The 23,469-nt window shown below is 72.6% G+C and carries 18 protein-coding genes and 1 pseudogene; 5 read left to right on the forward strand and 14 right to left on the reverse strand.

Annotated elements, in window-relative coordinates; translation table 11 throughout:
• From ABZU69_RS14890 to rsgA, 5 genes and pseudogenes are all read right to left on the reverse strand, one after another.
• Positions 1 to 260 (reverse strand): annotated as a pseudogene (locus tag ABZU69_RS14890) (phytochelatin synthase); the annotation flags it as partial.
• A 960-nt stretch (positions 261 to 1,220) separates the two neighbouring features.
• The gene (gene uvrC / locus ABZU69_RS14895; protein ID WP_354964889.1) at positions 1,221 to 3,221 is read right to left on the reverse strand and encodes an excinuclease ABC subunit UvrC; all 2,001 of its coding nucleotides are present in this window, start codon (positions 3,219 to 3,221) and stop codon (positions 1,221 to 1,223) included.
• Positions 3,222 to 3,366: 145 nt separating this feature from the next.
• Positions 3,367 to 3,849 (reverse strand): Rieske (2Fe-2S) protein, encoded by a 483-nt coding sequence (locus ABZU69_RS14900; protein WP_354964890.1) that lies wholly within the window; start codon positions 3,847 to 3,849, stop codon positions 3,367 to 3,369.
• Positions 3,850 to 4,005: 156 nt separating this feature from the next.
• Positions 4,006 to 6,951 (reverse strand): excinuclease ABC subunit UvrA, encoded by a 2,946-nt coding sequence (gene uvrA / locus ABZU69_RS14905; RefSeq protein ID WP_354964891.1) that lies wholly within the window; start codon positions 6,949 to 6,951, stop codon positions 4,006 to 4,008.
• Positions 6,952 to 7,118: 167 nt separating this feature from the next.
• The gene (rsgA, locus tag ABZU69_RS14910; protein ID WP_354964892.1) at positions 7,119 to 8,189 is read right to left on the reverse strand and encodes a ribosome small subunit-dependent GTPase A; all 1,071 of its coding nucleotides are present in this window, start codon (positions 8,187 to 8,189) and stop codon (positions 7,119 to 7,121) included.
• 178 nt (positions 8,190 to 8,367) lie between these two features.
• Between rsgA and ABZU69_RS14915 the strand changes: the two genes are divergently transcribed.
• The gene (locus ABZU69_RS14915) at positions 8,368 to 9,084 is read left to right on the forward strand and encodes a maleylpyruvate isomerase family mycothiol-dependent enzyme (protein ID WP_354964893.1); all 717 of its coding nucleotides are present in this window, start codon (positions 8,368 to 8,370) and stop codon (positions 9,082 to 9,084) included.
• 7 nt (positions 9,085 to 9,091) lie between these two features.
• On the forward strand, positions 9,092 to 9,745 hold the full coding sequence (locus tag ABZU69_RS14920) for an MBL fold metallo-hydrolase (RefSeq protein ID WP_354964894.1): 654 nt from the start codon (positions 9,092 to 9,094) through the stop codon (positions 9,743 to 9,745).
• Positions 9,746 to 9,833: 88 nt separating this feature from the next.
• On the opposite strand, the gene ABZU69_RS14925 is transcribed toward ABZU69_RS14920, so the two are convergent.
• Complete coding sequence (locus ABZU69_RS14925) at positions 9,834 to 10,454, reverse strand: VTT domain-containing protein (protein WP_354964895.1); 621 nt, start codon at positions 10,452 to 10,454, stop codon at positions 9,834 to 9,836.
• A 102-nt stretch (positions 10,455 to 10,556) separates the two neighbouring features.
• Positions 10,557 to 11,252, reverse strand: a complete 696-nt coding sequence (locus ABZU69_RS14930; RefSeq protein WP_354964896.1) for a 50S ribosomal protein L11 methyltransferase — start codon at positions 11,250 to 11,252, stop codon at positions 10,557 to 10,559.
• 181 nt (positions 11,253 to 11,433) lie between these two features.
• On the opposite strand from ABZU69_RS14930, the gene ABZU69_RS14935 reads away from it, so the two are divergent.
• On the forward strand, positions 11,434 to 11,637 hold the full coding sequence (locus ABZU69_RS14935) for a cold-shock protein (protein ID WP_007462771.1): 204 nt from the start codon (positions 11,434 to 11,436) through the stop codon (positions 11,635 to 11,637).
• Positions 11,638 to 11,685: 48 nt separating this feature from the next.
• Here the strand turns inward: ABZU69_RS14935 and ABZU69_RS14940 are convergent, their stop codons facing one another.
• The 5 genes from ABZU69_RS14940 to ABZU69_RS14960 all read right to left on the reverse strand — a co-directional run bounded on the left by ABZU69_RS14940 (position 11,686) and on the right by ABZU69_RS14960 (position 16,842).
• Positions 11,686 to 12,960 carry an MFS transporter gene (locus ABZU69_RS14940; RefSeq protein ID WP_354964897.1) on the reverse strand — a complete coding sequence of 425 codons (1,275 nt, stop codon included), beginning with the start codon at positions 12,958 to 12,960 and terminating at the stop codon, positions 11,686 to 11,688.
• Between the two features lie 2 nt (positions 12,961 to 12,962).
• Entirely contained in the window at positions 12,963 to 13,538 is a 576-nt protein-coding gene (locus ABZU69_RS14945) for a helix-turn-helix domain-containing protein (RefSeq protein WP_354964898.1), read from the reverse strand.
• Between the two features lie 87 nt (positions 13,539 to 13,625).
• Positions 13,626 to 14,471, reverse strand: a complete 846-nt coding sequence (locus ABZU69_RS14950) for a hypothetical protein (RefSeq protein WP_354964899.1) — start codon at positions 14,469 to 14,471, stop codon at positions 13,626 to 13,628.
• Positions 14,472 to 14,643: 172 nt separating this feature from the next.
• Entirely contained in the window at positions 14,644 to 16,323 is a 1,680-nt protein-coding gene (locus ABZU69_RS14955; RefSeq protein ID WP_354964900.1) for a CocE/NonD family hydrolase, read from the reverse strand.
• 3 nt (positions 16,324 to 16,326) lie between these two features.
• Positions 16,327 to 16,842 carry a MarR family transcriptional regulator gene (locus tag ABZU69_RS14960; protein WP_354965115.1) on the reverse strand — a complete coding sequence of 172 codons (516 nt, stop codon included), beginning with the start codon at positions 16,840 to 16,842 and terminating at the stop codon, positions 16,327 to 16,329.
• Between the two features lie 125 nt (positions 16,843 to 16,967).
• Here ABZU69_RS14960 and ABZU69_RS14965 point away from each other — a divergent pair, with 125 nt between their 5' ends.
• Positions 16,968 to 19,094 carry an efflux RND transporter permease subunit gene (locus ABZU69_RS14965; protein ID WP_354964901.1) on the forward strand — a complete coding sequence of 709 codons (2,127 nt, stop codon included), beginning with the start codon at positions 16,968 to 16,970 and terminating at the stop codon, positions 19,092 to 19,094.
• A 13-nt stretch (positions 19,095 to 19,107) separates the two neighbouring features.
• Here the strand turns inward: ABZU69_RS14965 and ABZU69_RS14970 are convergent, their stop codons facing one another.
• A complete protein-coding gene (locus ABZU69_RS14970) occupies positions 19,108 to 19,998 on the reverse strand; it encodes a transglycosylase SLT domain-containing protein (RefSeq protein WP_354964902.1) in 891 nt (296 codons plus the stop codon).
• A 33-nt stretch (positions 19,999 to 20,031) separates the two neighbouring features.
• Positions 20,032 to 21,450, reverse strand: coding sequence for a DedA family protein (locus ABZU69_RS14975; RefSeq protein WP_354964903.1), 1,419 nt, complete (start codon positions 21,448 to 21,450; stop codon positions 20,032 to 20,034).
• A gap of 133 nt (positions 21,451 to 21,583) precedes the next feature.
• Between ABZU69_RS14975 and typA the strand changes: the two genes are divergently transcribed.
• Positions 21,584 to 23,452, forward strand: coding sequence for a translational GTPase TypA (gene typA, locus ABZU69_RS14980; protein ID WP_354964904.1), 1,869 nt, complete (start codon positions 21,584 to 21,586; stop codon positions 23,450 to 23,452).
• Positions 23,453 to 23,469: the final 17 nt, after the last annotated feature.

Below are 23,469 nucleotides of genomic sequence, written 5' to 3' on the forward strand. Positions count from 1 at the left end.
GCGTCCACGCTGATGTCCTTGCCCTGCACGGACAGGGCGTTACGCGTGGCGGCGGGGCCGCAGTAGTAGAAGTTCGGCTGCGCCTCGTACCGCACGCCGAGCTGACGCTCACCGGCGGGCTTACGGTCGGTCTGCGTCTGGGTGGTGGGCTTGGCGTCCGACGCGGCGTACGCGGCGGTCACCGGTCCGGCGATGGCGCCGCCGGTGAACGCGAGCCCAGCAGCGGTCAGAGCGGTCTTACGAATCAGATCGGTACGCATGATGGCGTGCTCCTCTGCATCGGGGGTCCGCGCGACACACAACCGGGGGGCGTGCGCCGCACGAGAAGTTCACGGGGGACGACCCGGCGATCGGAGGGGACCTGCTCGGGTGTCCGGGGGATGTAACCGTGCCGGCCCGGCGGGTGTTCTCGGCGGTCGGCGGCTACGGGGGACGTAACCGTGGCGGCCTAGCGGGTGTTCCCGGCGGCCTGCGGCTACGGGGGATGTAACCGTGGCGGCCTGGCGGGTGTTCCCGGCGGCCTGCGGCTACCGGGCCCGGGGGCCGCGGTGATCTGCCAGGTATAACCACCCCGACCGGCCCCCGATTCCAACACACGGGTGCCCCCGACCACAGGACGCCCACGGCAAAACCGGACACCCACCCCAGCCGCGCCGATCACGAACCGGACATTAGACCCTCGGGGGTCTCACCCCGGCCGGGCCCACGGTCCGCGCGATCCCCGGGGCACTGCCGCCTGCCAACCCGTCGAGGCCACAACCTTTCCGAGATCGCGGACTCGACCACCCCGGCCAGGCACACGAACCGTGCCAGGGGCAGGCGGGCGCCAAGCGAGGGGGCAGGCCCGCCGGGCGGGCCGGACAGTCGGCATCGAGCCCGATACCTGTGAGGCATAAGTATGACTCTGAGGTATCACGCTCTTTGGCCGGTGTGGCTCTCGGGCACCTCGGCGACCTCCTCCGGGGGTGCCGGTGGGTGCGGATGCCGCCCGCGCCGCCCGTCCCGGTCACCGGCAGGGTGATCGACTCGATTTCACTGACATCGGGGTATCCCCGATGCCGAGACACCGCGATATCAAGGAGACGGAGTCGATCAAATGGCCTCAACCCGCTGTGGCGGTCGGACGGCGACCAGGTCGTCGCCAGCCCACGGTCTGGCGGCGACGCGCCCCACATCTGGGGCAGCTCGACAGGGAGCGCCGGGAGGTGCGACCGGCCGGCTCACGAACTCGGGGTGGCCTCGGCCCCCTCGTCGGCCCTCGTGGTTCCCTTGGTGAGGGCGGCCAGGATCGACTCGGCCGTGCGCCGGCCCACCCCGGGCACCTCGGTGATCTCCTCGACGGTGGCGGCGGAGAGCCGCTTGAGCGAGCCGAAATGCCTCATCAGCGCCTTGCGCCGCACCTCGCCCAGGCCGGGCACATTGTCCAGCGCCGACTCGGTCATCCGCTTGGAGCGGCGCTGCCGGTGGAAGGTGATGGCGAACCGGTGCGCCTCGTCGCGAACCCGTTGCAGCAGGTAGAGCCCTTCCGAGGTGCGCGGCAGGATGACCGGGAACTCGTCGTCGGGGAGCCAGACCTCCTCCAGCCGCTTGGCCAGCCCGCACAGGGCCACGTCGTCAATGCCGAGTTCGGCAAGGGCCTGGGCGGCCGCGGCGACCTGCGGCGCGCCGCCGTCGACGACCACCAGCTGCGGCGGGTACGCGAACTTGCGCGGCCGGCCGGTGGTCGGGTCGACCAGGACGCCGACCTGCGGCTCGTCGATTTCACCAAGGCCACCCGGGGCGGCGGGATCGTCGGCCGGCTCGACCCCCGCCTCGCCCGTCTCCGCCCGCGCGTCAAGGTAGCGGGCAAAGCGGCGGCGCAGCACCTCGGACATCGCGGAGAGGTCGTCGGTCGCGCCCCGCACGATGAACCGCCGGTACTCACTCTTGCGGGGCAGCCCGTCCTCGAAGACCACCATGCTGGCCACCACATCGGTGCCCTGGATCTGCGAGATGTCGAAGCACTCGATGCGCAGAGGCGAGGTGCGCATGTCCAGCGCCTCGCTGATCTCGTCCAGCGCCTTGCCCCGGGTGGTCAGGTCACCCGACCGCTTGAGCTTGTGCCGGGCAAGCGCGTCCTTGGCGTTGCGCTCCACCGTCTCCATCAGTGAGCGCTTGTCGCCACGCTGCGGCACCCGCAGCGAGACGCGGCTGCCACGGTGGGTGGAGAGCCAGTCGGCCAGCGCGTCCGCGTCCGCGGGCAGCTCGGGCACCAGCAGCTCGCGGGGCACGTCGGCCTCGCCGTGCTCGCCGCCGTACACCTGGGTGCAGAAGTGGTGCACCAGGTCGCCGGTGGTCAGCTCCTCGGTCTTCTCCACCACCCAACCGCGCTGGCCCCGGACCCGGCCGTCGCGGACATGGAAGACCTGCACGGCCGCCTCGAGGGGGTCGTCGGCGAACGCGACCACGTCGGCGTCGGTGCCGTCGCCCAACACCACGGTCTGCTTCTCCATCGCCCGGCGCAGGGCGGCCACGTCGTCGCGCAGCCGGGCGGCCCGCTCGAACTCCAGCTGCTCGCTCGCCTCGGTCATCTCGCGTTCGATCTTGCGGACCATGGTGTCGGTGCGCCCGGCCATGAAGTCGCAGAAGCCGTCGACGATGGCCCGGTGCTCGTCGGCGGAGACGCTGCCGACGCAGGGCGCCGAGCACTTGCCGATGTAGCCGAGCAGGCAGGGCCGGCCGACCTGGCCGGCCCGCTTGAACACCCCGGCGGAGCACGTCCGGGCCGGGAACACCCGTAGCAGCAGGTCGAGGGTCTCCCGGATCGCCCAGGCGTGCGAGTACGGCCCGAAGTAGCGCACGCCCTTGCGCTTGGCGCCGCGCATCACCTGGAGCCGCGGGTATTCCTCATCGAGGGTGACGGCCAGATAGGGGTACGACTTGTCGTCGCGGTAGCGGACGTTGAACCGGGGGTCGTACTGCTTGATCCAGGTGAACTCCTGCTGGAGCGCCTCGACCTCGGTGCCGACGGTGATCCAGTCCACCGACTCGGCGGTGGTGACCATCTGCCGGGTGCGCTCGTGCAGGTTCCAGATGTCGCCGAAGTAGGAGTTGAGCCGGCTGCGCAGGTTCTTCGCCTTGCCGACGTAGATCACCCGACCGGTGCCGTCGCGGAAGCGGTAGACCCCCGGGGACTCCGGGATGGTGCCGGGTGCGGGACGGTAGGTCGAGGGGTCAGCCACGCCAGCAAGCCTAGTCCGCGGCACCGACACGCCGCCGAAAGCGCTAGATCGACTCGGGCTCCGCGGAAGTCGGGGCATCGGCGGGTGCCGGACACCCCGACTTCCCGAAAGGCGAGTCGATCAAGCGTCGGTCGGGGCGCGGATGTCAGGCCAGCGAGATCTGGTCGCCGGTGACCTTGATGTCCTTCGCCGGCAACGGCCGGGTGGCCGGACCGGCCTTCACCGAGCCGTCCTCGATCGAGAACTTGCTGCCGTGGCAGGTGCAGTTGATGGTGCCGCCGTCGACGTTCGTCACCGGGCAGTTCTGGTGCGTGCAGATCGGGCTGAAGCCCTTGAACTGGCCGGCGGTGGGCTGGGTGATGACCACGCCCTCGGCGGCGAGGACCTTGCCGCCGCCGACCGGGATGTCGGCGGTGGTGGCCAGCGACTGGGCGCCCTGCCGATCGCCGCCGCCGGCGTCACCGGTGCTGGGCACCGCCGGGCCGCCGCTGGTCGGGGCGGCTCCGCCGCCGGTGTCGTCACTGCCGCAGGCAGCCAGGACGACGGCCGCGCCCACCGCCCCGACGCCGGTGAGCAGAGCCCGACGGGTCTGCGTACCCGGACCGGTCAGCGCCTGATCGTCACTCATGCCTCGCCTCTCTCTCGGCTGCTGCGCCGGTCCCGATCTCCCGGCCACACAGGTCAACACGGGCAACTGTGCCGGATGGTTCACGGTGACACGGCCTCGACCCAGGAAATGGGAACGCCGGCGATGCCCGATGGGCACCGCCGGCGTCGGGTCGACTCAGCGCGCGGCGGCGGTCGCCTTACGCGGGGCCCGGGTCTTGGCGGTGCCGTTGGCCTTGGCGGCCCGGGTGGTGGCGGCCGCCGCGCCCTTGGCCTCGCCGTCGAGCTTGAGCACCTGACGCAGGAACTGGCCGGTGTGGCTCTCGGGCACCTCGGCGACCTCCTCCGGGGTGCCGGTGGCGAGCACGCTGCCGCCCCGGTGCCCGCCCTCCGGGCCCATGTCGATCAGCCAGTCGGCCGTCTTGATCACGTCGAGGTTGTGCTCGATGGTGATCACCGTGTTGCCCTTGTCGACCAGCCCTTCCAGCACCATCAGCAGCTTGCGGATGTCCTCGAAGTGCAGGCCGGTGGTCGGCTCGTCGAGCACGTAGACCGTCCGCCCCGTGGAGCGCTTCTGCAGCTCGGAGGCGAGCTTGACCCGCTGGGCCTCGCCACCGGAGAGGGTCGGCGCGGGCTGGCCGAGGCGGACGTAACCGAGGCCCACGTCGACCAGCGTCTTGAGGTGACGGTGGATGGCCGGGATGGCGGAGAAGAACTCCGCGGCCTCCTCGATCGGCATCTCCAGCACGTCCGAGACGGTCTTGCCCTTGTAGTGCACCTCGAGGGTCTCCCGGTTGTACCGGGCGCCCTTGCAGACCTCGCAGGGGACGTACACGTCGGGCAGGAAGTTCATCTCGATCTTGATGGTGCCGTCGCCGGAGCACGCCTCGCAGCGCCCGCCCTTGACGTTGAACGAGAACCGGCCCGGACCGTAGCCGCGCACCTTGGCTTCCGTGGTCTCGGCGAAGAGCTTGCGGACGTGGTCCCAGACCCCGGTGTAGGTGGCCGGGTTGGAGCGCGGCGTCCGGCCGATCGGCGACTGGTCCACGCCGACGACCTTGTCCACGTGCTCCAGGCCGCCGACCCGGGTGTGCCGGCCGGGCACCAGCCGGGCGCCGTTGATCTGGTTGGCGAGCACCGCGTACAGGATGTCGTTGACCAGCGTCGACTTGCCCGAGCCGCTGACCCCGGTGACCGCGATCAGCTGGCCCAGCGGGAAGGAGACGGTCAGGTTGCGCAGGTTGTGCTCGCGCGCGCCGTGCACCACCAGCTCCCGGTCCCGGTCCTGCGGACGGCGCTTCGTCGGTGTCGGGATCGACCGGCGGCCGGACAGGTACGCCCCGGTGACCGAGTCCGGGTTCTCCAGCAGCGCCGGCACCGAACCGCTGTGCACGATCTTGCCGCCGTGCTCACCGGCGCCGGGCCCGATGTCGACGATCCAGTCCGCGGTGCGGATGGTGTCCTCGTCGTGCTCCACCACGATCAGCGTGTTGCCCAGGCCACGCAGCCGGATCAGGGTCTCGATCAGCCGGTGGTTGTCGCGCTGGTGCAGCCCGATCGACGGCTCGTCGAGCACGTACAGCACGCCCACGAGCCCGGAGCCGATCTGGGTGGCCAGCCGGATGCGCTGCGCCTCGCCGCCCGAGAGGGTGCCGGCCGGCCGGTCCAGGGAGAGGTAGTCCAGGCCGACGTCGAGCAGGAACCGCAGCCGGGCGTTGATCTCCTTGAGCACCCGCTCGGCGATCATCTTCTGCCGGTCGGTGAGCTCGATGCCCACGAGCAGGTCGGCGCACTCCCCCACGGACAGGTTGCACACCTCGGCGATGCTCTTGCCGGCCAGCGTGACCGCGAGCACCTCGGGCTTGAGCCGGGCGCCGCCGCACGCCGCGCACGGCACATCGCGCATGTAGCCCTCGTACTTGTCGCGGGACCACTCGGACTCGGTGTCGGAGTGCCGGCGCTCGATCCACTGCACCACGCCTTCGAAGCCGGTGTAGTAGGAGCGCTCGCGGCCGTACTTGTTGCGGTAGCGCACGTGCACCTGGTCGTCGGAGCCGTGCAGGATCGTCTTCTGCGCCCGCGCCGGCAGCGCCCGCCACGGGGTGTCGACGTCGAAGTGCTGGGCCTCGCCGAGCGCCTCCAGCAGGCGCAGGAAGTATTCCAGGTTGTGGCCGGTGGACCAGGGCTGGATGGCGCCCTCGCGCAGGGTGCGCTCCGGGTCGGGCACCAGCAGCTCCGGGTCGACCTCCTTCTTGGTGCCCAGGCCGGTGCACTCCGGGCAGGCGCCGTACGGCGCGTTGAAGGAGAAGACCCGGGGCTCGAGGTCCTCGATGGCGAGCGGGTGGTCGTTGGGGCAGGCCAGGTGCTCGGAGTAGCGACGCTCCCGGTCCGGGTCGTCCTCGGGCAGGTCGACGAAGTCGAGCAGCACCAGGCCGCTGGAGAGGCCCAGGGCGGCCTCGATCGAGTCGGTCAGCCGCTGCTTGGCGCTCGGCTTGACGGTGAGCCGGTCGATCACCACCTCGATGGTGTGCTTCTCCTGCTTCTTGAGCTTCGGCGGCTCGGTCAGCGGGTGCACCACGCCGTCGACGCGGGCCCGGGCGTAGCCCTTGGCCTGCAGCTCGGCGAAGAGGTCGACGTACTCGCCCTTGCGGCCGCGGATGACCGGGGCGAGCACCATGAACTTGGTGCCCTCGGCCATGGCGAGGACCCGGTCGACGATCTGCTGCGGGCTCTGGCGGGAGATCCGCTCGCCGCAGACCGGGCAGTGCGGCTCGCCGATGCGGGCGTACAGCAGCCGCAGGTAGTCGTAGACCTCGGTGATGGTGCCGACGGTCGAGCGCGGGTTGCGCGAGGTCGACTTCTGGTCGATCGAGACGGCGGGGCTCAACCCCTCGATGAAGTCGACGTCGGGCTTGTCCATCTGGCCGAGGAACTGCCGGGCGTACGACGAGAGCGACTCGACGTAGCGCCGCTGCCCCTCGGCGAAGATCGTGTCGAAGGCCAGGCTCGACTTGCCCGACCCGGACAGCCCGGTGAACACGATGAGTGCGTCCCGGGGCAGGTCGAGACTGACGTCACGCAGGTTGTGCTCGCGCGCGCCACGGATGATCAGTCGGTCGGCCACGGTCCGTGTACTCCCGGGTGAAGACGAAGTGAAGGATGTGTCCCGCTCTGGCATGTTCTGAGCGGTCGTGCGGGCGCGGAAAAGACGCCTCGGCAACTCTAGCCCCGAGGTATGACAGTTTCCCCCGCCCGCACATTCCCCCAGCTCAGCCCGGTCGGCCGGGCCGGTCAGTAGCCCCCGGGCGACGGCGGTCGGGCCGCCCGGCGCCGGCCGGAACGCCACCCGCCACGCCGCTCCGCGGCCAGCCGCGCCTCGCGCCGCCGGCTCTCCTGGGCCACCTCCCCCTGCAGCCGCCGCCAGCTCTCCCAGCGGCGGGTGGAGAGTTCCCCGGTGTGCAGCGCGTCGCGGACCGCGCAGGCGGGCTCGCCGTCGTGCCCGCAGTCGGCGTACCGGCAACCCTCGGCCAGCCCGGCGATGTCGGCGAACGCCCGGTCGAGCCCGGCCGCACCGTCCAGCAGGCCGACCGCCCGCACGCCAGGCGTGTCGATCACCGCGCCGCCGCCGGGGATCGGCACCAGTGCCCGCCAGGTGGTGGTGTGCCGGCCCTTGCCGTCGACCCGCCGGATCGCCTGGGTCGGCATCAGCACCGCGCCGGCCAGCGCGTTGACCAGGCTCGACTTGCCGGCGCCAGAGGGCCCGAGCAGGCCGAGCGTGCGGCCCGGCGCCACCTCGGCGCGCAGTGGTTCCAGGCCCAGGCCACCCTCGGCGCTGACCGGCAGCACCGGCACACCGGGGGCGACCGCGGCCAGCTGGCGGGCCAGCGCGTCCGGGTCGGCCGCGAGGTCGGCCTTGGTCAGCACGACCAGCGGCCGGGCACCGGACTCGTGGGCCAGGGAGAGCAACCGCTCGATCCGACCGACGTCCGGCTCCGGGTGCACCGGCTCCACCACGGCGGCGGCGTCGAGGTTGGCGGCCAGCACCTGGCCGCTGGCGTCCTTGCCCGCGGTACGGCGGATCAGCGCGGCCCGCCGGGGCAGCACCGCCTCCACGGTGGTGCGGCGGTCCGGCCAGTGCGCGAGCAGCACCCAGTCGCCCGCACAGGGCAGCGCGGAGGGGTCCCGAACGGCGCCGGCCAGCACCGCCCCACCCAGACTGGCCCGCACCGGGCCGGCCTCGGTGAGCACGGTGCAGACCCCCCGGTCCACCCGGGCCACGCGGCCCGGGTGCTGATCGCCGCGTCGCCCGGCGTACGCCGCCCGCTCGGCGTCCCAGCCGAGGGCGGTCAGATCGATCGTCATGGCATCCTCATCGGTGTCGAAGCTGGTGATGGCGGAACACTCGTGCCACGTCCGGCATGGTCATCACCTCCGTCCGACGTCCCGGTGCCGCGTATGCCGCTGACGGTAGGGCGCGCGCCGACGCGCCGAAAGCGATTTCCCCGGCGACGCCGCGACGGCGGACCGCTAGGGTCGACGCGTGACCACCGATCCGCTGCTGCTGATGGGCGAGGTGGACGACGCCACGAGTCGACTCCTGCGTACCGCGGCCTCCTTCGACGGCGCGGGCCTAGCGGCCGCGTCGCTACTGCCGGGCTGGACGCGCGGCCACGTGCTGGCGCACCTGGCGCGCAACGCCGACGGCTTCGTCAACCTGCTCACCGCGGCCCGCACCGGCGAGCCGCTGCCGATGTACGCCTCGCCGGAGGCCCGCACGATGGACATCGAGGCCGGCGCGGGCCGCCCACCGGTCGAGCATCTGGACGACCTGCGGCGTACCGCGGACCGATTCACCGAGGCGGTCGCGGCCATGCCGGTCGAGGCGTGGGCGGCGACGGTGCAGACCCGCCGTGGCCCATGGCCCGCGGCGCTGCTCGTCTGGGGCCGGTTGCGCGAGATCGAGGTGCACCACCTCGACCTGGCCGCCGACTACCGGCCCGCCGACTGGTCGGAGGCGTTCGCCCACCGGCTGCTGCACGAGGTGGCCGCGCACCACGGCGACCGGCCGGCGCCGCCGTCGATGGTGCTGCGCTTCGACGGCAGCCGACACGAACTGGTGATCGGGGAACGCGCGGGCGCACCGATCATCGCCGGTCCCGCCCCCGACCTCGCCGCCTGGCTGATCGGCCGTGACGGCGGCGGCGCGCTCGCCGTCACTCCCGACGGCCCCCTGCCCACTCCACCGGAATGGATATAGACACCTCATGACCTACAGCGGAGACGTCACCCCCGGCGAGGCGCCGGCGGTGCGGGAGCTGAGCGGGCTCACCATCAGCAAGTTGTCGGTGGGCCCGATGGACAACAACGCCTACCTGCTGCGCTGCACGGCCACCGGCGAGCAGGTGCTGATCGACGCCGCCAACGAGGCGCCCCGCCTGCTGGACCTGATCGGCGACGGTGGGCTGACCGCCGTGGTGATCACCCACCAGCACATGGACCACTGGGTGGCGCTGGAGGAGGTGGTCGCCAAGACCGGCGCCCGCCCGCTGGTGCACGCCGACGACGCGGCCGGGCTGCCGATCGAGGCGGAGCGGCTCGCGGACGGCGACACCGTGCCGGTCGGCGACTGCGCGCTGGAGGTCATCCACATCAAGGGGCACACCCCGGGCTCGATCGCGCTGCTCTACAGCGACCCGGCCGGCACCCCGCACCTCTTCACCGGTGACAGCCTTTTTCCCGGCGGCGTGGGCAACACGGACAAGGACCCGGCGCGCTTCGCCGCGCTGATCGACGACGTCGAGCACAAGCTGTTCGACCGGCTCCCGGACGAGACCTGGTTCTATCCCGGTCACGGCAAGGACAGCACGCTCGGCGCGGAACGACCGGCCCTGCCGCAGTGGCGTGCCCGCGGCTGGTGACCCGCGCGGGGCCGGCCCCCCGGCCGGCCCCGCACCACCTACCCGACCGCGTGGGCGCACCCCCGCACCCACCGCCGGGCCGAACCGGTCAGGGCGTCGGAGCCCCGGTCACCGCACGCAGCCGGCGCCGGGTGCCCAGCAGCACCACGGCGGCCAGCACCAGCCCGACACCCATGGTGACCAGCAGCGGGCTGGCCTCTCCCGGAAGCAACCCGGCCAGTGAGCGGGACGCCGTGCCCAGCGCGAGGTAGAGACCGGCCCAGGCCGCCGCGCCGAGCGCCGCGCAGCCGAGGAACCGCCGGTACGACATCCGCAGCCCACCGGCGGCCAGCGGCAGCAGCGCGTTGAACACCGGCAGGAATGGCGCGACGACCACCATCCGGCCCCCACCTCGACGCAGCAGCCCCTCCGCCGCCGTCCATCGCGCCTCGCCGATCCAGTCGCCGATCCGACTGCGCCGCAGCCGCTCCCCGTACCGACGGCCGACCAGGAAGCTCAACGACCAACCGGCCAGGCAGCCGACCAGCACGGCGGTGAAGGTGGCGAGCCCGGTGGCCGGGCGGCCCACCCCGACCGCGGCCAGGATCGCCACGTCGCCGGGGACCAGAACCCCCAGCAGCGGTACGGCGTCGAAGAGCATGACCAGCCCGAGCGTGCCCATCAGCAGCAGGATGGGTAGTTCCCCGACCTGAGCCAGCCATTGCGTCATGCCCCGTACGCTATGGCCGCGGCACCACCGTGGACATCCGGTCGCATCCCCCACCGACCCCTGGTATCCGCCTCGGGGTCGCCCCTGAGACGGTCCCCGGCCTCAGGCGGGTCGCAGCACCTGCACCCGGCGCAGCGACGAGTCGACCGAGGGTTCGGTGGTGGGCACCGGATAGTCGGCCAGCACCATCAACCGGTCCGCCGGCAGGTGCCCCCGGCCGGGATCGCCCACCAGCACCTCGGCGCCGCCAGCGGCGGCCCGCTGGAGGAACGGCAGCATCCGGTCGGCCATCGCCCTGCTGTAGAACACGTCGCCGGCGAGGACCAGGTCCGCCTCCGCGTCGACGCTGTCGAGCAGATCATCGCCCGTGGCGTCGACGGCGACCCGGTTGGCTCGCGCGTTGACGGTGACGGCGGCGACGGCGTACGGGTCGATGTCGTTCGCGACCACCGTCGACGCGCCGGCCAGCGCGGCGGCGATGGCCACCAGCCCCGATCCGGCTGCGAGGTCGAGCACCCGCTGGCCGGCGACCAGCTCCGGATGGTCCAGCAGGTGACGGGCGAGAGCCTGCCCCCCGGCCCAGGCGGAGGCCCAGTACGGCGGCGGCAGGGCGTGCCCGACGGCCGCCTCCATCCGGGCCCACCAGACGATCGCGTCCTCGGCCAGGTGCAGCCGCACCTCCGGCACGAACGGGGTGGGTACGAGTCGGAGCCGGTCCAGGCCGGCGCCGGGCGCGTCGATCTCGCGCTCCAGCTCGGACAGCGCGGCGGCTGCGGCACCCCTCATCGGCGCTAGCATGCCGCAGCGGGGGGCTGCCGGGGCGGGTTTCACGTGCCGGCGCGCAGAGTTCACCCGACTTCACTCGAAGACCTACGGCACTTCGGCCGGCGGATCGGCGTTTCGCCCGTTACTGTCGGACAGGTACGGGCGATCATCGGCCACAGGTCGAGGGTCAGCCGCTTTGAACAGGGAGAGATGCATGGCAACCGGCACGGTTAAGTGGTTCAACTCGGAAAAGGGCTTCGGTTTCATCGAGCAGGACGGTGGAGGGCCGGACGTGTTCGTCCACTACTCCGCCATTGCCTCGAGCGGCTACCGGGAGCTCAACGAGGGCCAGAAGGTCGAGTTCGAGGTGACCCAGGGGCAGAAGGGTCCGCAGGCGGACAACGTCCGCCCGATGTAGCTCCGTGCCGGTGACGGCGGCCGGTCTCCGGCCGCCGTCGCAGCGCACTCAAGACGCCGCCGGAGCGGCGGGCAGGTCCCGCCGCCTCCGGAGCGGCCCGATCAACAGAATCAACGGGGTGAGCGCCAACCAGGCGGTCATCACTCCGATCGCGGTCGCGACTCCGTAGCGCGCACCGAGGGCACCGGCCAGCACGGCCGCCAGCGGGATGGTGCCGTAGTTGAGCAGTTGCATGCTCACCGTCACCCGGCCGAGCAGGTGGTGCGGGGTGTACGTCTGCCGGAAGCTGCCCTTGAGCACGTTGCCGATCGCCACTCCGAGGCCGATCAGGATCCCGCCGAGGGCCGGCCAGATCAGTCCCACACCGGGCGTGGCCAGCGGGATGAGCAGGGCGGGCGGCCCGGTGAGGGCCGCACCGAGCAGCATGGCGCGCGCGGTGCCGCAGCGCCGGGCCAGCGCGGTGGCCAGCAGCGCGCCGATGATCCCCCCGGCGCTCATCACCGCGACCAGGACGCCCACCAGGCCGGGCGCGAGCCGTAGCTCGCGGACCAGGAACACCACAAGGACGGCCTGGTAGCCGATCAGCCCGATGTTGCTGGCGGCGCCGAAGAGCGTGAGCACCCGCAGGTACGGGTCACGGACGACGAAGCGCAGTCCCTCGGCGATGTCCCGGCGCAGCGACGGGGACCGGTCGGTCCGCGGGGTACGGGGTTCGGCGGTGCGGATCCGCAGCAGGCAGGCCGCGGAGAGCAGGAACGTGGCCGCGTCCAGCACCAGCGCGGCGACCGCCCCGGTGAGCTGGGCGATGAGGCCGGCGAGGCCGGGCCCGACGACGTAGCTCACGGTCTGGGTGGCCTGCAGCTTCGCGTTGCCCTCGGGCAGTTGCTCGGGGCGGAGCAGCACCGGCAGGTACACCTGGTCGGCGGTCTCGAAGAAGACCCGCGCGGTGCCGGCCCCGAGCGCGACCAGCAGCAGGTGCCAGACGGTGAGCCGGTCCAGTGCGGCGGCCAGCGGAACGGTGAGGAAGGCCACCGCGCAGAGCAGGTCGCAGGCGACCATCACCGGCCGGCGCGGCAGCCGGTCGACCCACGCGCCGGCCGGCAGGCCGATCAGCAGCCACGGCAGCCAGGCCGCGGCGGTGAGCACCGCCACCTGGAAGGTGCCGGCGTCGAGCACGGCCACCGCGACCAGTGGCAGCGCGACAGTGGTGACGTTGCTGCCGACGCTGCTGATCGCCTGGCCGGCCCAGAGCAGCCGGAAGTCCCGGTGCCGCAGCAGCCCGCCGGTCTCCCGGACCGGGCTCGGATCGGTGTGCGTGGCCACGGTCACGGACGGGCCGGGACGCCGTGGGCGAACACGAAGACCGGCTGGCGCTCGCGCCCGTCGTCGGGCGCCTTCCGGTCGGCCCAGCGGGCCAGCAGGTCGATCACCTCGCGGTTCAACTCGGCCAGTTCGTCGGGTGTGAGATGCAGCCAGCGGTCGGTGGAGAACGGCGCGTCGTTCCATGCTGCCTGCGCCGGCTCGTCGGCGGCGTGCCACGCCCGGGCCAGGGCGACGTGCCGGTCCAGGTTGAGTGAGGTGGCGGCGTCGGCGACCGCGCGGGCGGCCGGGTCGGCGTCGAAGTCGGTGTTGGACCAGCGCACCGACCGGGTGGCCAGCCGCCACCACCGCTCGCGCCGGTCCCGGGCGAGCTCGGGCGCCTCGGCGACCAGTTCACCGGCGGCGAGCACCTTGAGGTGGTGGCTGACGTTCGCTGGCGCCTGGTCGGTGTGCTCGGCGAGCATGCCGACGGTCGAGGGGCCGTGCACCTTGAGCACGTCCATCAGTCGGCGGCGCAGCGGGTGGGCCATGGCGGCCAGCACCCGTGAGTCGGTGACCTGACGTACGTCGGGGTTCTCCATGCCGCCCAACCTGCCATCCGCAACAGTGGTTGCGCAACACCTATTACGTAACCACTGTTGTGGAGCAGGGGCGGTCGGCCCGGAGGCTCAGGCGACCAGCCGGCGGGCCAACTCGTCGGCGACCTGCTTGGCCACGCTGGGCGGGATGGCCGCGGCGATCTTCTCCGGGGTCAGCCCGGCCAGCACGCCCTGGATGATCGCGGGCTCGTCGGTGAAGTCCCGCCCGGCGAGCGCCTGCAACTGGGCGGGCAACCCGTTCAGCACGATGGCGTGCGCGGACGTCTTCCCGCCGTGGTCGGCGGGTAGGAACTCCCACGGCGCCCGCCGCAGGACCTCGCGGATGACCGGGTCGCTGGTGACGCCCTTCCGCAGCGCGGCGATGATTTCGGCTTCGGTCATGTCGTTCTCCTCCAGGAGTCCGATGGAGCTGAGATAGCGGCGGAACATCGGCCGCTGGTCGCGGCCCGCCTTGATGGCGTCACGAAAGAAGCTGAAGTGGCTGTGCCAGCGGTGCGAGCTGTCGCCGCTGCTGCGCTTGCCCAGCCGGTCCCACCGCCGCACCGTGCTTCCGTCGGGGCTGTAGATGATCTCGCGGATGTCCCGGGTGTCGGCCGCGTTCGCGACGCACTGCCCGACGCACCAGAGCGAGAAGCTGGGCAGCGTGTGCGTTCGGCCACCGGCACGGACCTCGAAGCCGCCGACGTCCAACGCGGCCGCGTCCAGGGTCAGGCCGGCCCGGTCCCGAGGTGACTCCACCACCGAGTAGTCGTTGGTGACCACCCGGTCCGATCCACAGTGGTAGCCGCCGCGGTGCGCCGGATCGCCGACGATGCCGACCTCCGCCGGCTCCAGATCGTCCGGCCCGGGGGCGTTGTCGAGGTGGGTCAGCAGCAGGGTGCGCACGGCCAACAGGTTCGCCGGGGCCCGGGTCATTTGGTCCCCCTTCCGATGAGCGGGGGCCGGGCACGACGTCACACCGCGTACGCGGTGCGGGGCTACGGACGAGCCCGGCCTACTCGTGCACAGCGCCGGGCGTTGACCAAACGATAGCCCGCATCAACCGCAAAAGCCCAGCTCAGAGGCGATCTGCTCACCTTGGAGATCGTTAGGAGCCAGAGTGGACGATCGGTAGACGCAGCGCCGAGGGGTACCCGGGGTCGTGCAGAACCTGCCGCCATCCGGCACGCAGAGTCACCGCCGTACCGAGTGGTTCGCAGGTGCCCGGGTTGCGCGCCCAGCGGGGATGGGCGCCACCGGCGACCTGCAACCGCAGCCGGTGCCCGGCGGCGAACCGGTACGCCGTCGGCCAGAGCGGCACCGCGACCCGGCGCACCCCGGACGGGTCGGCCGGGAAGCGCCCGGGTGCCACCCGGACCAGACCGTCGCACACGTTCCACGAACGACCACGACGGTCCACGTCACACAGTCGGACGAAGACGTCCAGGTACGCGAGTTCACTGCGGACGTGGATCTCGGCCCGCACCGGGCCGATCACCTCGATCGGCCCGCTCAGCGCGGCGCTGGTGTACGTCAGCACGTCGGGGCGGGCCTCGACGCTCCGGTTGTCCACCGGGCCGGCCCGCTGCGCCACCAGCAGTGGCCCGCCGAGCGACGGGGTGGGGTCGGCCGGGTCGTACCGGAACTCGTCCGCCGGCGAGGGGACCGGCGGGCGCACCGCCAGCTCGCCACCGGGGTGCAGGTGCCAGGCGGTGTCGACGGCCGGCGGCGGCCAGTCCGGCAGGTCCCGCCAGCCACCGCCGGCGCCCCCCACGGACAGCCGCACCGGGACCGGCGTGGACCGCCCGGCGCGGCGAGGCCGCTCGCCCGCCGGAGCCAGCCCGGTCAGGTGCTCGTCGAGCCAGGCCAACCCCTCCCGCAGGGAGGCCACGAACAGGCCGGGGCTGCCGTGCGTCCAGGGGCCGATCACCAGGCGCGGACGGGCACCGTCGGCGCGCAGGGTGGCGTAGTCGTCGAGCTGAGCGGGCAGGAAGATGTCGTGCCAGCCACTGACCATGATCACCGGCGCCCGCACCCGGGCCACCCGGTCGGCGAAGACCCGGGTCCGCCAGTACTCGGCGTCCGGGGTGTGGTGGCGCAGCCACTCCTGGAAGAACGGGATCGTCACACCGGTGGCCACCAGGTCCGCCCCGGCCAGTGGCAGGTGCTCCAGCGCGGCGGCCAACCGGGGCTGCCCGCGCTTGAGCTCCCGCTGCCGGGCCAGCCACGGCACGGTCTGCGCGTGCAGCAGCTCCGCCCAGGTCAGCACGGTGTCCAGGGCGAACGACTCCCCCGCGTACGTCGAGTCCCGGGTCGCCGAGGCGGTCACCACGGCGACCATCGCGCGCAGCTCGTCGCCGGCGTCGGCGGCCAGCGCCCACTGCGCGAAGCCCTGGTAGCTGACCCCGAACATGCCGAGCGCCCCGGACCACCAGGGCTGGCGCCGCAGCCAGTCCAGGGTGTCCACTCCGTCGTCCCGCTCGTGCACCAGCGGAGCGAACGTCCCGCCGGAGCCGCCGGTGCCCCGGCAGGACTGGATCACGGCGTGCCGCCCGCGGGCGGCGAGCAGCCGGCCGAGCAGCCGCAGCGGTCCACCCCGCCCGTACGGGGTGCGGATCAGGACGGTGGGCGCGTCCCGGACGCCCGGGGCGTAGTGGTCGGTGCGCAGCACCACGCCGTCGCGGACCCGGACCGGGATGTCGCGGGTGACCCGCACCGGGCCGGGGCGGGTCGTCGCGGGAAGCCGCAGCGCGGCACCGGCGAGGCGGGCGAGGAGCCGGTCCGGCACCGGTCAGCCTGTCGGGCGGCGGGTCGGCTCGGGCCGGGCGGCGCGCACGGCGTCGCGGTGCGCTCGCAGCGAGTCGCTCATCCGCGCCATGAACCGGTGCACCACCTCCAGCTCGTCCTCGTCGAACTCGGCCATCACCGAGTCGGTGCGGGCGCCCAGCGGCTGGAAGAACTCCATGGCCAGCGCGGCCCCCTGGTCGGCGTAGTGCAGCAGCACCTTGCGCCGGTCGACGGTGTCCCGGTCCCGGCGGATGTGGCCGGCTCGTTCCAGCCGGTCGATCAGGGCGGTGACCGAGCCGGAGGAGAGGTTGAGCTGCTCACCGAGGCGGCCGGGGGTGATCGGGTCGCCGAGGATCTCGGCGTCCATCACCGCGAGCAGCGCGTTCAGGTCGGTCGGGTTGAGCCCGTGCAGGTTGGCGAAGGCGTGGCCGACCTGCTGGGCGTCCGCCGCGTACCGCCGCAGGTTGTTGGTGATCTCCGCGACCAGCTGCTCCCGGCGCGTGTCGCGCCGCCGGTACATGCCGTGAGTCACCACGTCGCGCCGCTTCTTCCCGTCGTCGGTCCCTCGGGTTGCAGCATAGAACAGCCGTCGATAATCTCGGTAATCAAGATACTCTCCGATCGAGATGCTCCGAGGTCACCCTGATGTCTGCCTTCACCAGAGTCGCCCGCGGCCGTTTGGCCGCCTGGCTCACCGTGGCCGCCGCGATCGTCGTCGGCGCGGCCGTCTTCGGGCTGCCCCAGCCGGACAACCCGGCGCCGGTCTCCGCCACCGGCCTGTCCGCGCAGTGGCAGTCGACTCAGGTGCAGCGCTTGCAGGACCAGCTGCCCGCCAGCGAGGTCCAGCCGGCCATCGTGGTGGTCAGCCGCGGTGACGGCGGCGCGCTGAGCGAAGCCGACCGGGCCGCCGTCGCCGGCCGCTCCGCAGACCTGGGCCGCTTCGCGGTGGGCGGGCGGGTCAGCCCCCCGCAGCTCTCCCCGGACGGGACGGTTGCGCTGGTCGCCGTGCCGCTCAGCACCGTCGGCGGACAGGACGAGGTCACCGAGACGATCGCCCAGCTCCGCGCCGCGCTGACCAACCTGCCCGACGGGCTCGCCGTCGAGGTCACCGGCGCACCCGCCTTCACCGCCGATCTCGCCTCGGTCTTCGAGGGCGCCGACGTCACCCTGCTCGCGGTGACCGCCGCCGTGGTCGCGCTGCTGCTGCTGATCACCTACCGCAGCCCGTTCCTGTGGATCGTGCCGCTGGTCGTCGTCGCGGCGACCGAGCAGCTCACCCTGCGCGCGGTGGACACGATCGTGCCGGCCGTCGGCATCAACCTCCAGCAGGGCCAGGTCACCGGCATCGCCAGCGTGCTGGTCTTCGGCGCCGCCACCGACTACGCGCTGCTGCTCATCGCCCGCTACCGGGAGGAGCTGCGCCGCGAGGAGGACCGGTACGCGGCGATGCGCGCCGCGCTGCGCCGTACGGCCGAGCCCATCCTGGCCAGCGGCGGCACGGTGGTGCTCGGCGTCCTCACCCTGCTCCTCAGCGAGCAGGAGACCAACCGGGCACTGGCCGTGGCCTGCGCCACCGGGGTGGTTTTCGCGGTGCTCTCGGCGCTGTTCGTGCTCCCCGCCGTGCTGGTGCTCTTCGGCCGCGGCCTGTTCTGGCCGTTCGTACCCCGGGTCGGCGGCGCGATCCGCGAGGGCCGGCTCTGGGGCCGGCTCGGCGCCGCCGTGCAACGCCGTCCGGTACCGGTCGCGGTGCTGGCCACGCTGCTGCTCGCCGCCCTGGCGCTGGGCGGGCTCGGGATCCGCACCGGCCTGTCCGAGACCGAGCAGTTCCGGGCCCAGCCCGAGGCGGTGACCGGCGCGCAGACCCTGGCCCGGGCCTTCCCCGCCGGGACCACGCAGCCGGTCGCCGTGCTCACCACCCCGGCGGCGGTGCGGACGGTCACCGACGTCGCCGCCGCCGTTCCCGGGGTCGCCTCGGCCCGCCCCGGGGAGGCGGGCCAGGGCATCGCACAGGTCGACGTGGTGCTGGAGGCCGAACCGGGGACGACCGCGTCCGACCGCACGATCGAGGCGCTGCGCGACGCGGTCGCCGCGGTCCCCGACTCCGCTCCGCCCGCGGTCGACGGCGCCGACGCGCCGTCCGGGGCGATCGTCGGCGGCACGGTGGCCGGCACCTACGACTCGGAGGAGGCCAACGACCGGGATCTGCGGCTGATCCTGCCGATCATCCTGTTGCTGGTCGGCGCGGTGCTCGTCCTGCTGCTGCGGGGTCTGGTCGCGCCGGTGCTGCTGGTGCTCACCGTGATCGCGTCGTTCTTCGCCAGCCTCGGTGCGGCGTGGCTGCTCTTCGACCACGTGCTGGGTTTCCCGGCACTGGACAGCGGTGTGCTGCTGCTCGCCTTCGTGTTCCTGGTGGCGCTGGGTGTGGACTACAACATCTTCCTGGTCACCCGTGCCCGCGAGGACGCCCGCAGCGCCGGCACCCGGGAGGGGATGCTCTCCGCGCTCCGGGTCACCGGCGGCGTGATCACGAGCGCCGGCGTGCTGCTCGCCGCGGTCTTCGCCGTGCTCGGGGTGCTGCCCCTGATCACGCTGACCCAGATCGGCATCATCGTGTCCATCGGCGTCCTGCTGGACACATTGCTGGTCCGCACGGTCCTGGTGCCGGCGCTGGCGTTCATGCTCGGCGACCGCTTCTGGTGGCCCGGCCGGATAGCCCGCGAGAGCGCGGCGGACACGCCCGTGCCGCCCGAGCCGGTGGCCGCCCGCGGCTGACCGATCGGCTCGCTCAGTACCCCAGGCAGACGCATTCGGTCATCAGCGCGCGCACGTTGCGCACGTAGGACGGGTTGGGGATGGCCAGCGGCTCCCCCTCCTGCGCCACCGCCCCGTGCCCGAAGTTGTACGCGGCGATCACCGCGTTGAGCAGGCAGGAGTTCAGCTCGGAGGTGCACAGGCCGGCGTCGAGCCGGAAGTCGGACTCGAAGTACATGTCGCCGATGTACTTGGTCAGCCAGGCCAGGTAGTTGGCGCCCAGGAACGCGTTGTCCCGGTAGTCGTCGATCTTGTAGCTCTGCTCGAACCGCTGGTTCATCCAGGTCGCGGTGCCCGGCATCACCTGCATCAGCCCGACGCCGCCATCGCAGGCATAGATGTTGGACTGCCAACCGCTCTCCTGCCAGGCGGTGGCCTTGACCAGGTCGAGTGGGATCTTGATGTCCGGTGCGGAGGTCGGCCAGTAGACGCGGGCGGCCGCGTCGGCCAGCGCCGCCTTCGTCTCGGCCCGGGTCGCCTGGGTGCCCTTGTAGCTGGGCTTACAGGAGGTCGGTGCCGGCTTCGGGGGCGCCGGCGGGACCTTGGTCTCGGTGGGCGGCTTCGCCACCGGGCGCGGCTTCGTCGCCGGGCCGGACGGTCGGGTCGGCTTCTTCGTCGGCTTCGGGGTCGGGGTCGGGGTCGCGCTGCGACTCGGCGCGGCACCCATCGCCGCCACCCCGCTCGCCGACGGGCTCGGCTCTGCGGCGGCCTCGTCGACCGGGGCGTCCGTCGGCGCATCGGTGACCGCGACCGGCTCGGCCTGGCCCTGCGGGCGCTCACCGCGGTCGGCGCAGCCGACCATCGTGCCCGTCAGCAGAAGCCCGGCGAGCACCACGGCACCCACCCGACCGGTCCGTCCACGCATGCCGTTCCTCCCCCGTGTGACCGTCGCCGCACCCTAGCAAGGTTCGACCGGGCGGCGAGGCCCCTGCGAGCGCGGCAGGACCGGGTCCTCCGGCTGCTCCCGCTCCCCCATCGCGCGGTCCCGGGTGGCCCAGGCGACCATGAACACGACCGTCCAGAGCACCCCGAGCAGCACGGCCGCCGCGGTCCCGCTCGCCGTGTCCAACCCGAGGTAGAGCCGGGCGCCGCCGACCCCGAGCACCCCTGCCGCGGCGGCCGTCCAGGCGGCCACCGCCACCGGCCAGCGGGCGCCCCGGGACACCAGCCAGGCCAGGGTGCAGAAGCTCGCCGCGACCACCGCGTTCTGCGTCGGGAACGGGACCCCCTCGCCGCCGCCCGGCCCCGCTCCCGGCGACCCGGTCAGCTCGGCCACCACGGCCAGCACCAGCAGCGGCACGAACGCGCCCACCGTGCCGACCACGCTGAGCAGGTCCGCCCGCCACGGCCGATTCCGCCAGGCCAGCACCGCGGCCACCAGGGCCACCAGAACGATCAGCACCCACCCCCGCACCACCGACACCAGTGCCAGGGTGGCATCGGCGGCGTCCGGGGTCCGCCGGGCGGCGAACCAGCCCCCGATCGCCCCGTCCAGCGCGGACAGCCCGCTGTTGCGCACCACCACGGCGAGCAGGCCGGCGATGGCGAGCCCGGCGGCGAAGAGCAGCAACAGCCCGGCGGCGAGGTTGAGCAGCAGCGTCCACGCCGGCCCGATCCGTATCGCCACCAGGAAGAACAGCACCCCGTAGCGGGCGCTGAGCCAGCGCACCGGCGGAAGCGCGCCGGCCCGCGAGAGCAGAGCCCGGACCGGGTCGGGGTTACGGCCCAACCACCGGCCGGTGAGCACCACCCCCAGCAGGCCGGCCAGCAGCACCAGCGCCGCCCCGGTGGCCCGGCCGAGCAGCCGGGAGACCGTGTCGTACGACTCACCGGCGACGTGACCGAGCAGCACCGAACCGCCCACCCAGGTCACCACGCCGGCCAGGTTCCACGGCGCGAACCGCCGGTACGGCATGCCTGCCGCGCCGGCCAGCCGGGGCACCAGAGTGCGGGCGAAGGCCACCCAGCGCGCGGCGAACACACCCCGCCCGCCCAGCCGGGCAAGCATCGCGTCGGCCCGACCCCACCGCTCGGGCCCGACCCGGTGGCCCAGCCGGGTACGCAGCCGCGAGCCGTACCGCCGCCCGGCGCGGAACGCCAGGGCGTCACCGGCGACCGCGGCGACGATCATCGCCAGCAACGACGGGCCCAGCCGCAAGGTACCGTTGTAGGTGAGGAAGCCGACGAGCAGCAGGGTAGCCTCACCCGGCACGAGCAGGCCGAAGATCACCGCGGTCTCGCCCGCCACAATCAGCGCGGCGACCAGGTAGATCCACAGGGTGGGCAGACCCTGCACCAAGGTCAGCAGGTCATGCACTCAGGCCCCCGGGACACGGGAGCCAGCATGCCAGCCGGGAGAACCACCCGGACAGCAGTTTCACCAGAGATCAGGGGCACCTGGGGGTGACCCCGACGCGGCCTGCGCGAGCGCAGGCGGAAGGATAGAGGGTATGCAGCTTCGCACCGACCTCCGCAACGTCGCCATCATCGCTCACGTCGACCATGGCAAAACCACCCTGGTCGACGCCATGTTGCGGCAGGCCGGCGCGTACGGCGCCCGCGGTGAGACGACCGAGCGGGTGATGGACTCGGGGGACCTTGAGCGGGAGAAGGGCATCACCATCCTGGCCAAGAACACCGGCGTGCGTTACCTGCCGGCGGATGGCTCCGACCCGGTCACCATCAACATCATCGACACCCCCGGCCACGCCGACTTCGGTGGTGAGGTGGAGCGCGGCCTGACCATGGTCGACGGGGTGGTGCTGCTGGTCGACGCCAGCGAGGGCCCCCTGCCGCAGACCCGCTTCGTGCTGCGCAAGGCGCTGCGCGCCCGGATGCCGATCATCCTGGTGATCAACAAGGTGGACCGCCCCGACGCCCGGATCAAGGAGGTCGTGGACGACACCTACGAGCTCTTCCTCGACCTGGACGCCGACGAGGAGCAGATCGACTTCCCGATCGTCTACGCCTGCGCCCGCGACGGCATCGCCTCGCTGACGCAGCCCGCCGACGGCTCGGTGCCCGACGACAGCACCTCCCTGGAGCCGCTGTTCCGCGCCCTGCTGGACACCATCCCGCCGCCCGCGTACGACGAGGACGCGCCGCTGCAGGCGCACGTCACCAACCTCGACGCCTCGCCGTTCCTGGGCCGGCTGGCGCTGTGCCGGGTCCGGCAGGGCACCATCAACAAGGGTCAGACGGTGACCTGGTGCCGCACCGACGGCAGCACCCAGCGGGTCCGCATCTCCGAGATGCTGATGACCGAGGGCCTGGAGCGCAAGCCGGCCGAGTCCGCCGGCCCGGGCGACATCATCGCGGTCGCCGGCATCTCCGAGATCATGATCGGTGAGACCCTCGCGGACGCGGAGAACCCCGTGCCGCTGCCGCTGATCACCGTCGACGAGCCGGCCATCTCGATGACCATCGGCACCAACACCTCGCCGCACGTCGGCCGGGTCAAGGGTTCCAAGGTCACCGCACGGATGGTCAAGGACCGGCTCGACAAGGAGCTGGTCGGCAACGTGTCGCTGCGGGTGCTGCCCACCGAGCGGCCGGACGCCTGGGAGGTGCAGGGGCGTGGTGAGCTGGCGCTGGCCATCCTCGTCGAGCAGATGCGCCGGGAGAGCTACGAGCTGACCGTCGGCAAGCCGCAGGTCGTCACCCGCGAGATCGACGGCAAGACCTGCGAGCCGGTCGAGCGGCTGACCATCGACGCGCCCGAGGAGTACCTGGGCGCGATCACCCAGCTGCTGGCCACCCGCAAGGGCCGGATGGAGCAGCTGGTCAACCACGGCACCGGCTGGATCCGGATGGAGTGGCTGGTCCCGGCGCGCGGCCTGATCGGCTTCCGCACCGAGTTCCTCACCGACACCCGGGGCACCGGCATCCTGCACCACGTCTTCGAGTCGTACGAGCCGTGGTTCGGCGAGCTGCGGACCCGCAACAACGGCTCCCTGGTCGCCGACCGGGCCGGCGCGGTCACCGCCTTCGCGATGATCAACCTGCAGGAGCGTGGCCAGCTCTTCGTCGACCCGACCACCGAGGTGTACGAGGGCATGATCGTCGGGGAGAACTCCCGCTCCGACGACATGGACGTCAACATCACCAAGGAGAAGAAGCTCACCAACATGCGGGCGTCGACCTCCGACGAGACCGAGAAGCTGATCCCGCCGCGCAAGCTGTCGCTGGAGCAGGCCCTCGAGTTCTGCCGCGAGGACGAGTGCGTCGAGGTCACCCCGACCGCGGTGCGCATCCGCAAGGTCGTGCTCGACCAGCAGCTGCGTGGCCGGGCCGCCGCCCGCCGCAAGCACGCCGGCTGACCCCACCAGCACCCGGC

The sequence above is a fragment of the Micromonospora sp. NPDC005206 genome (genome assembly GCF_040608175.1).
Lineage (GTDB): Bacteria > Actinomycetota > Actinomycetes > Mycobacteriales > Micromonosporaceae > Micromonospora.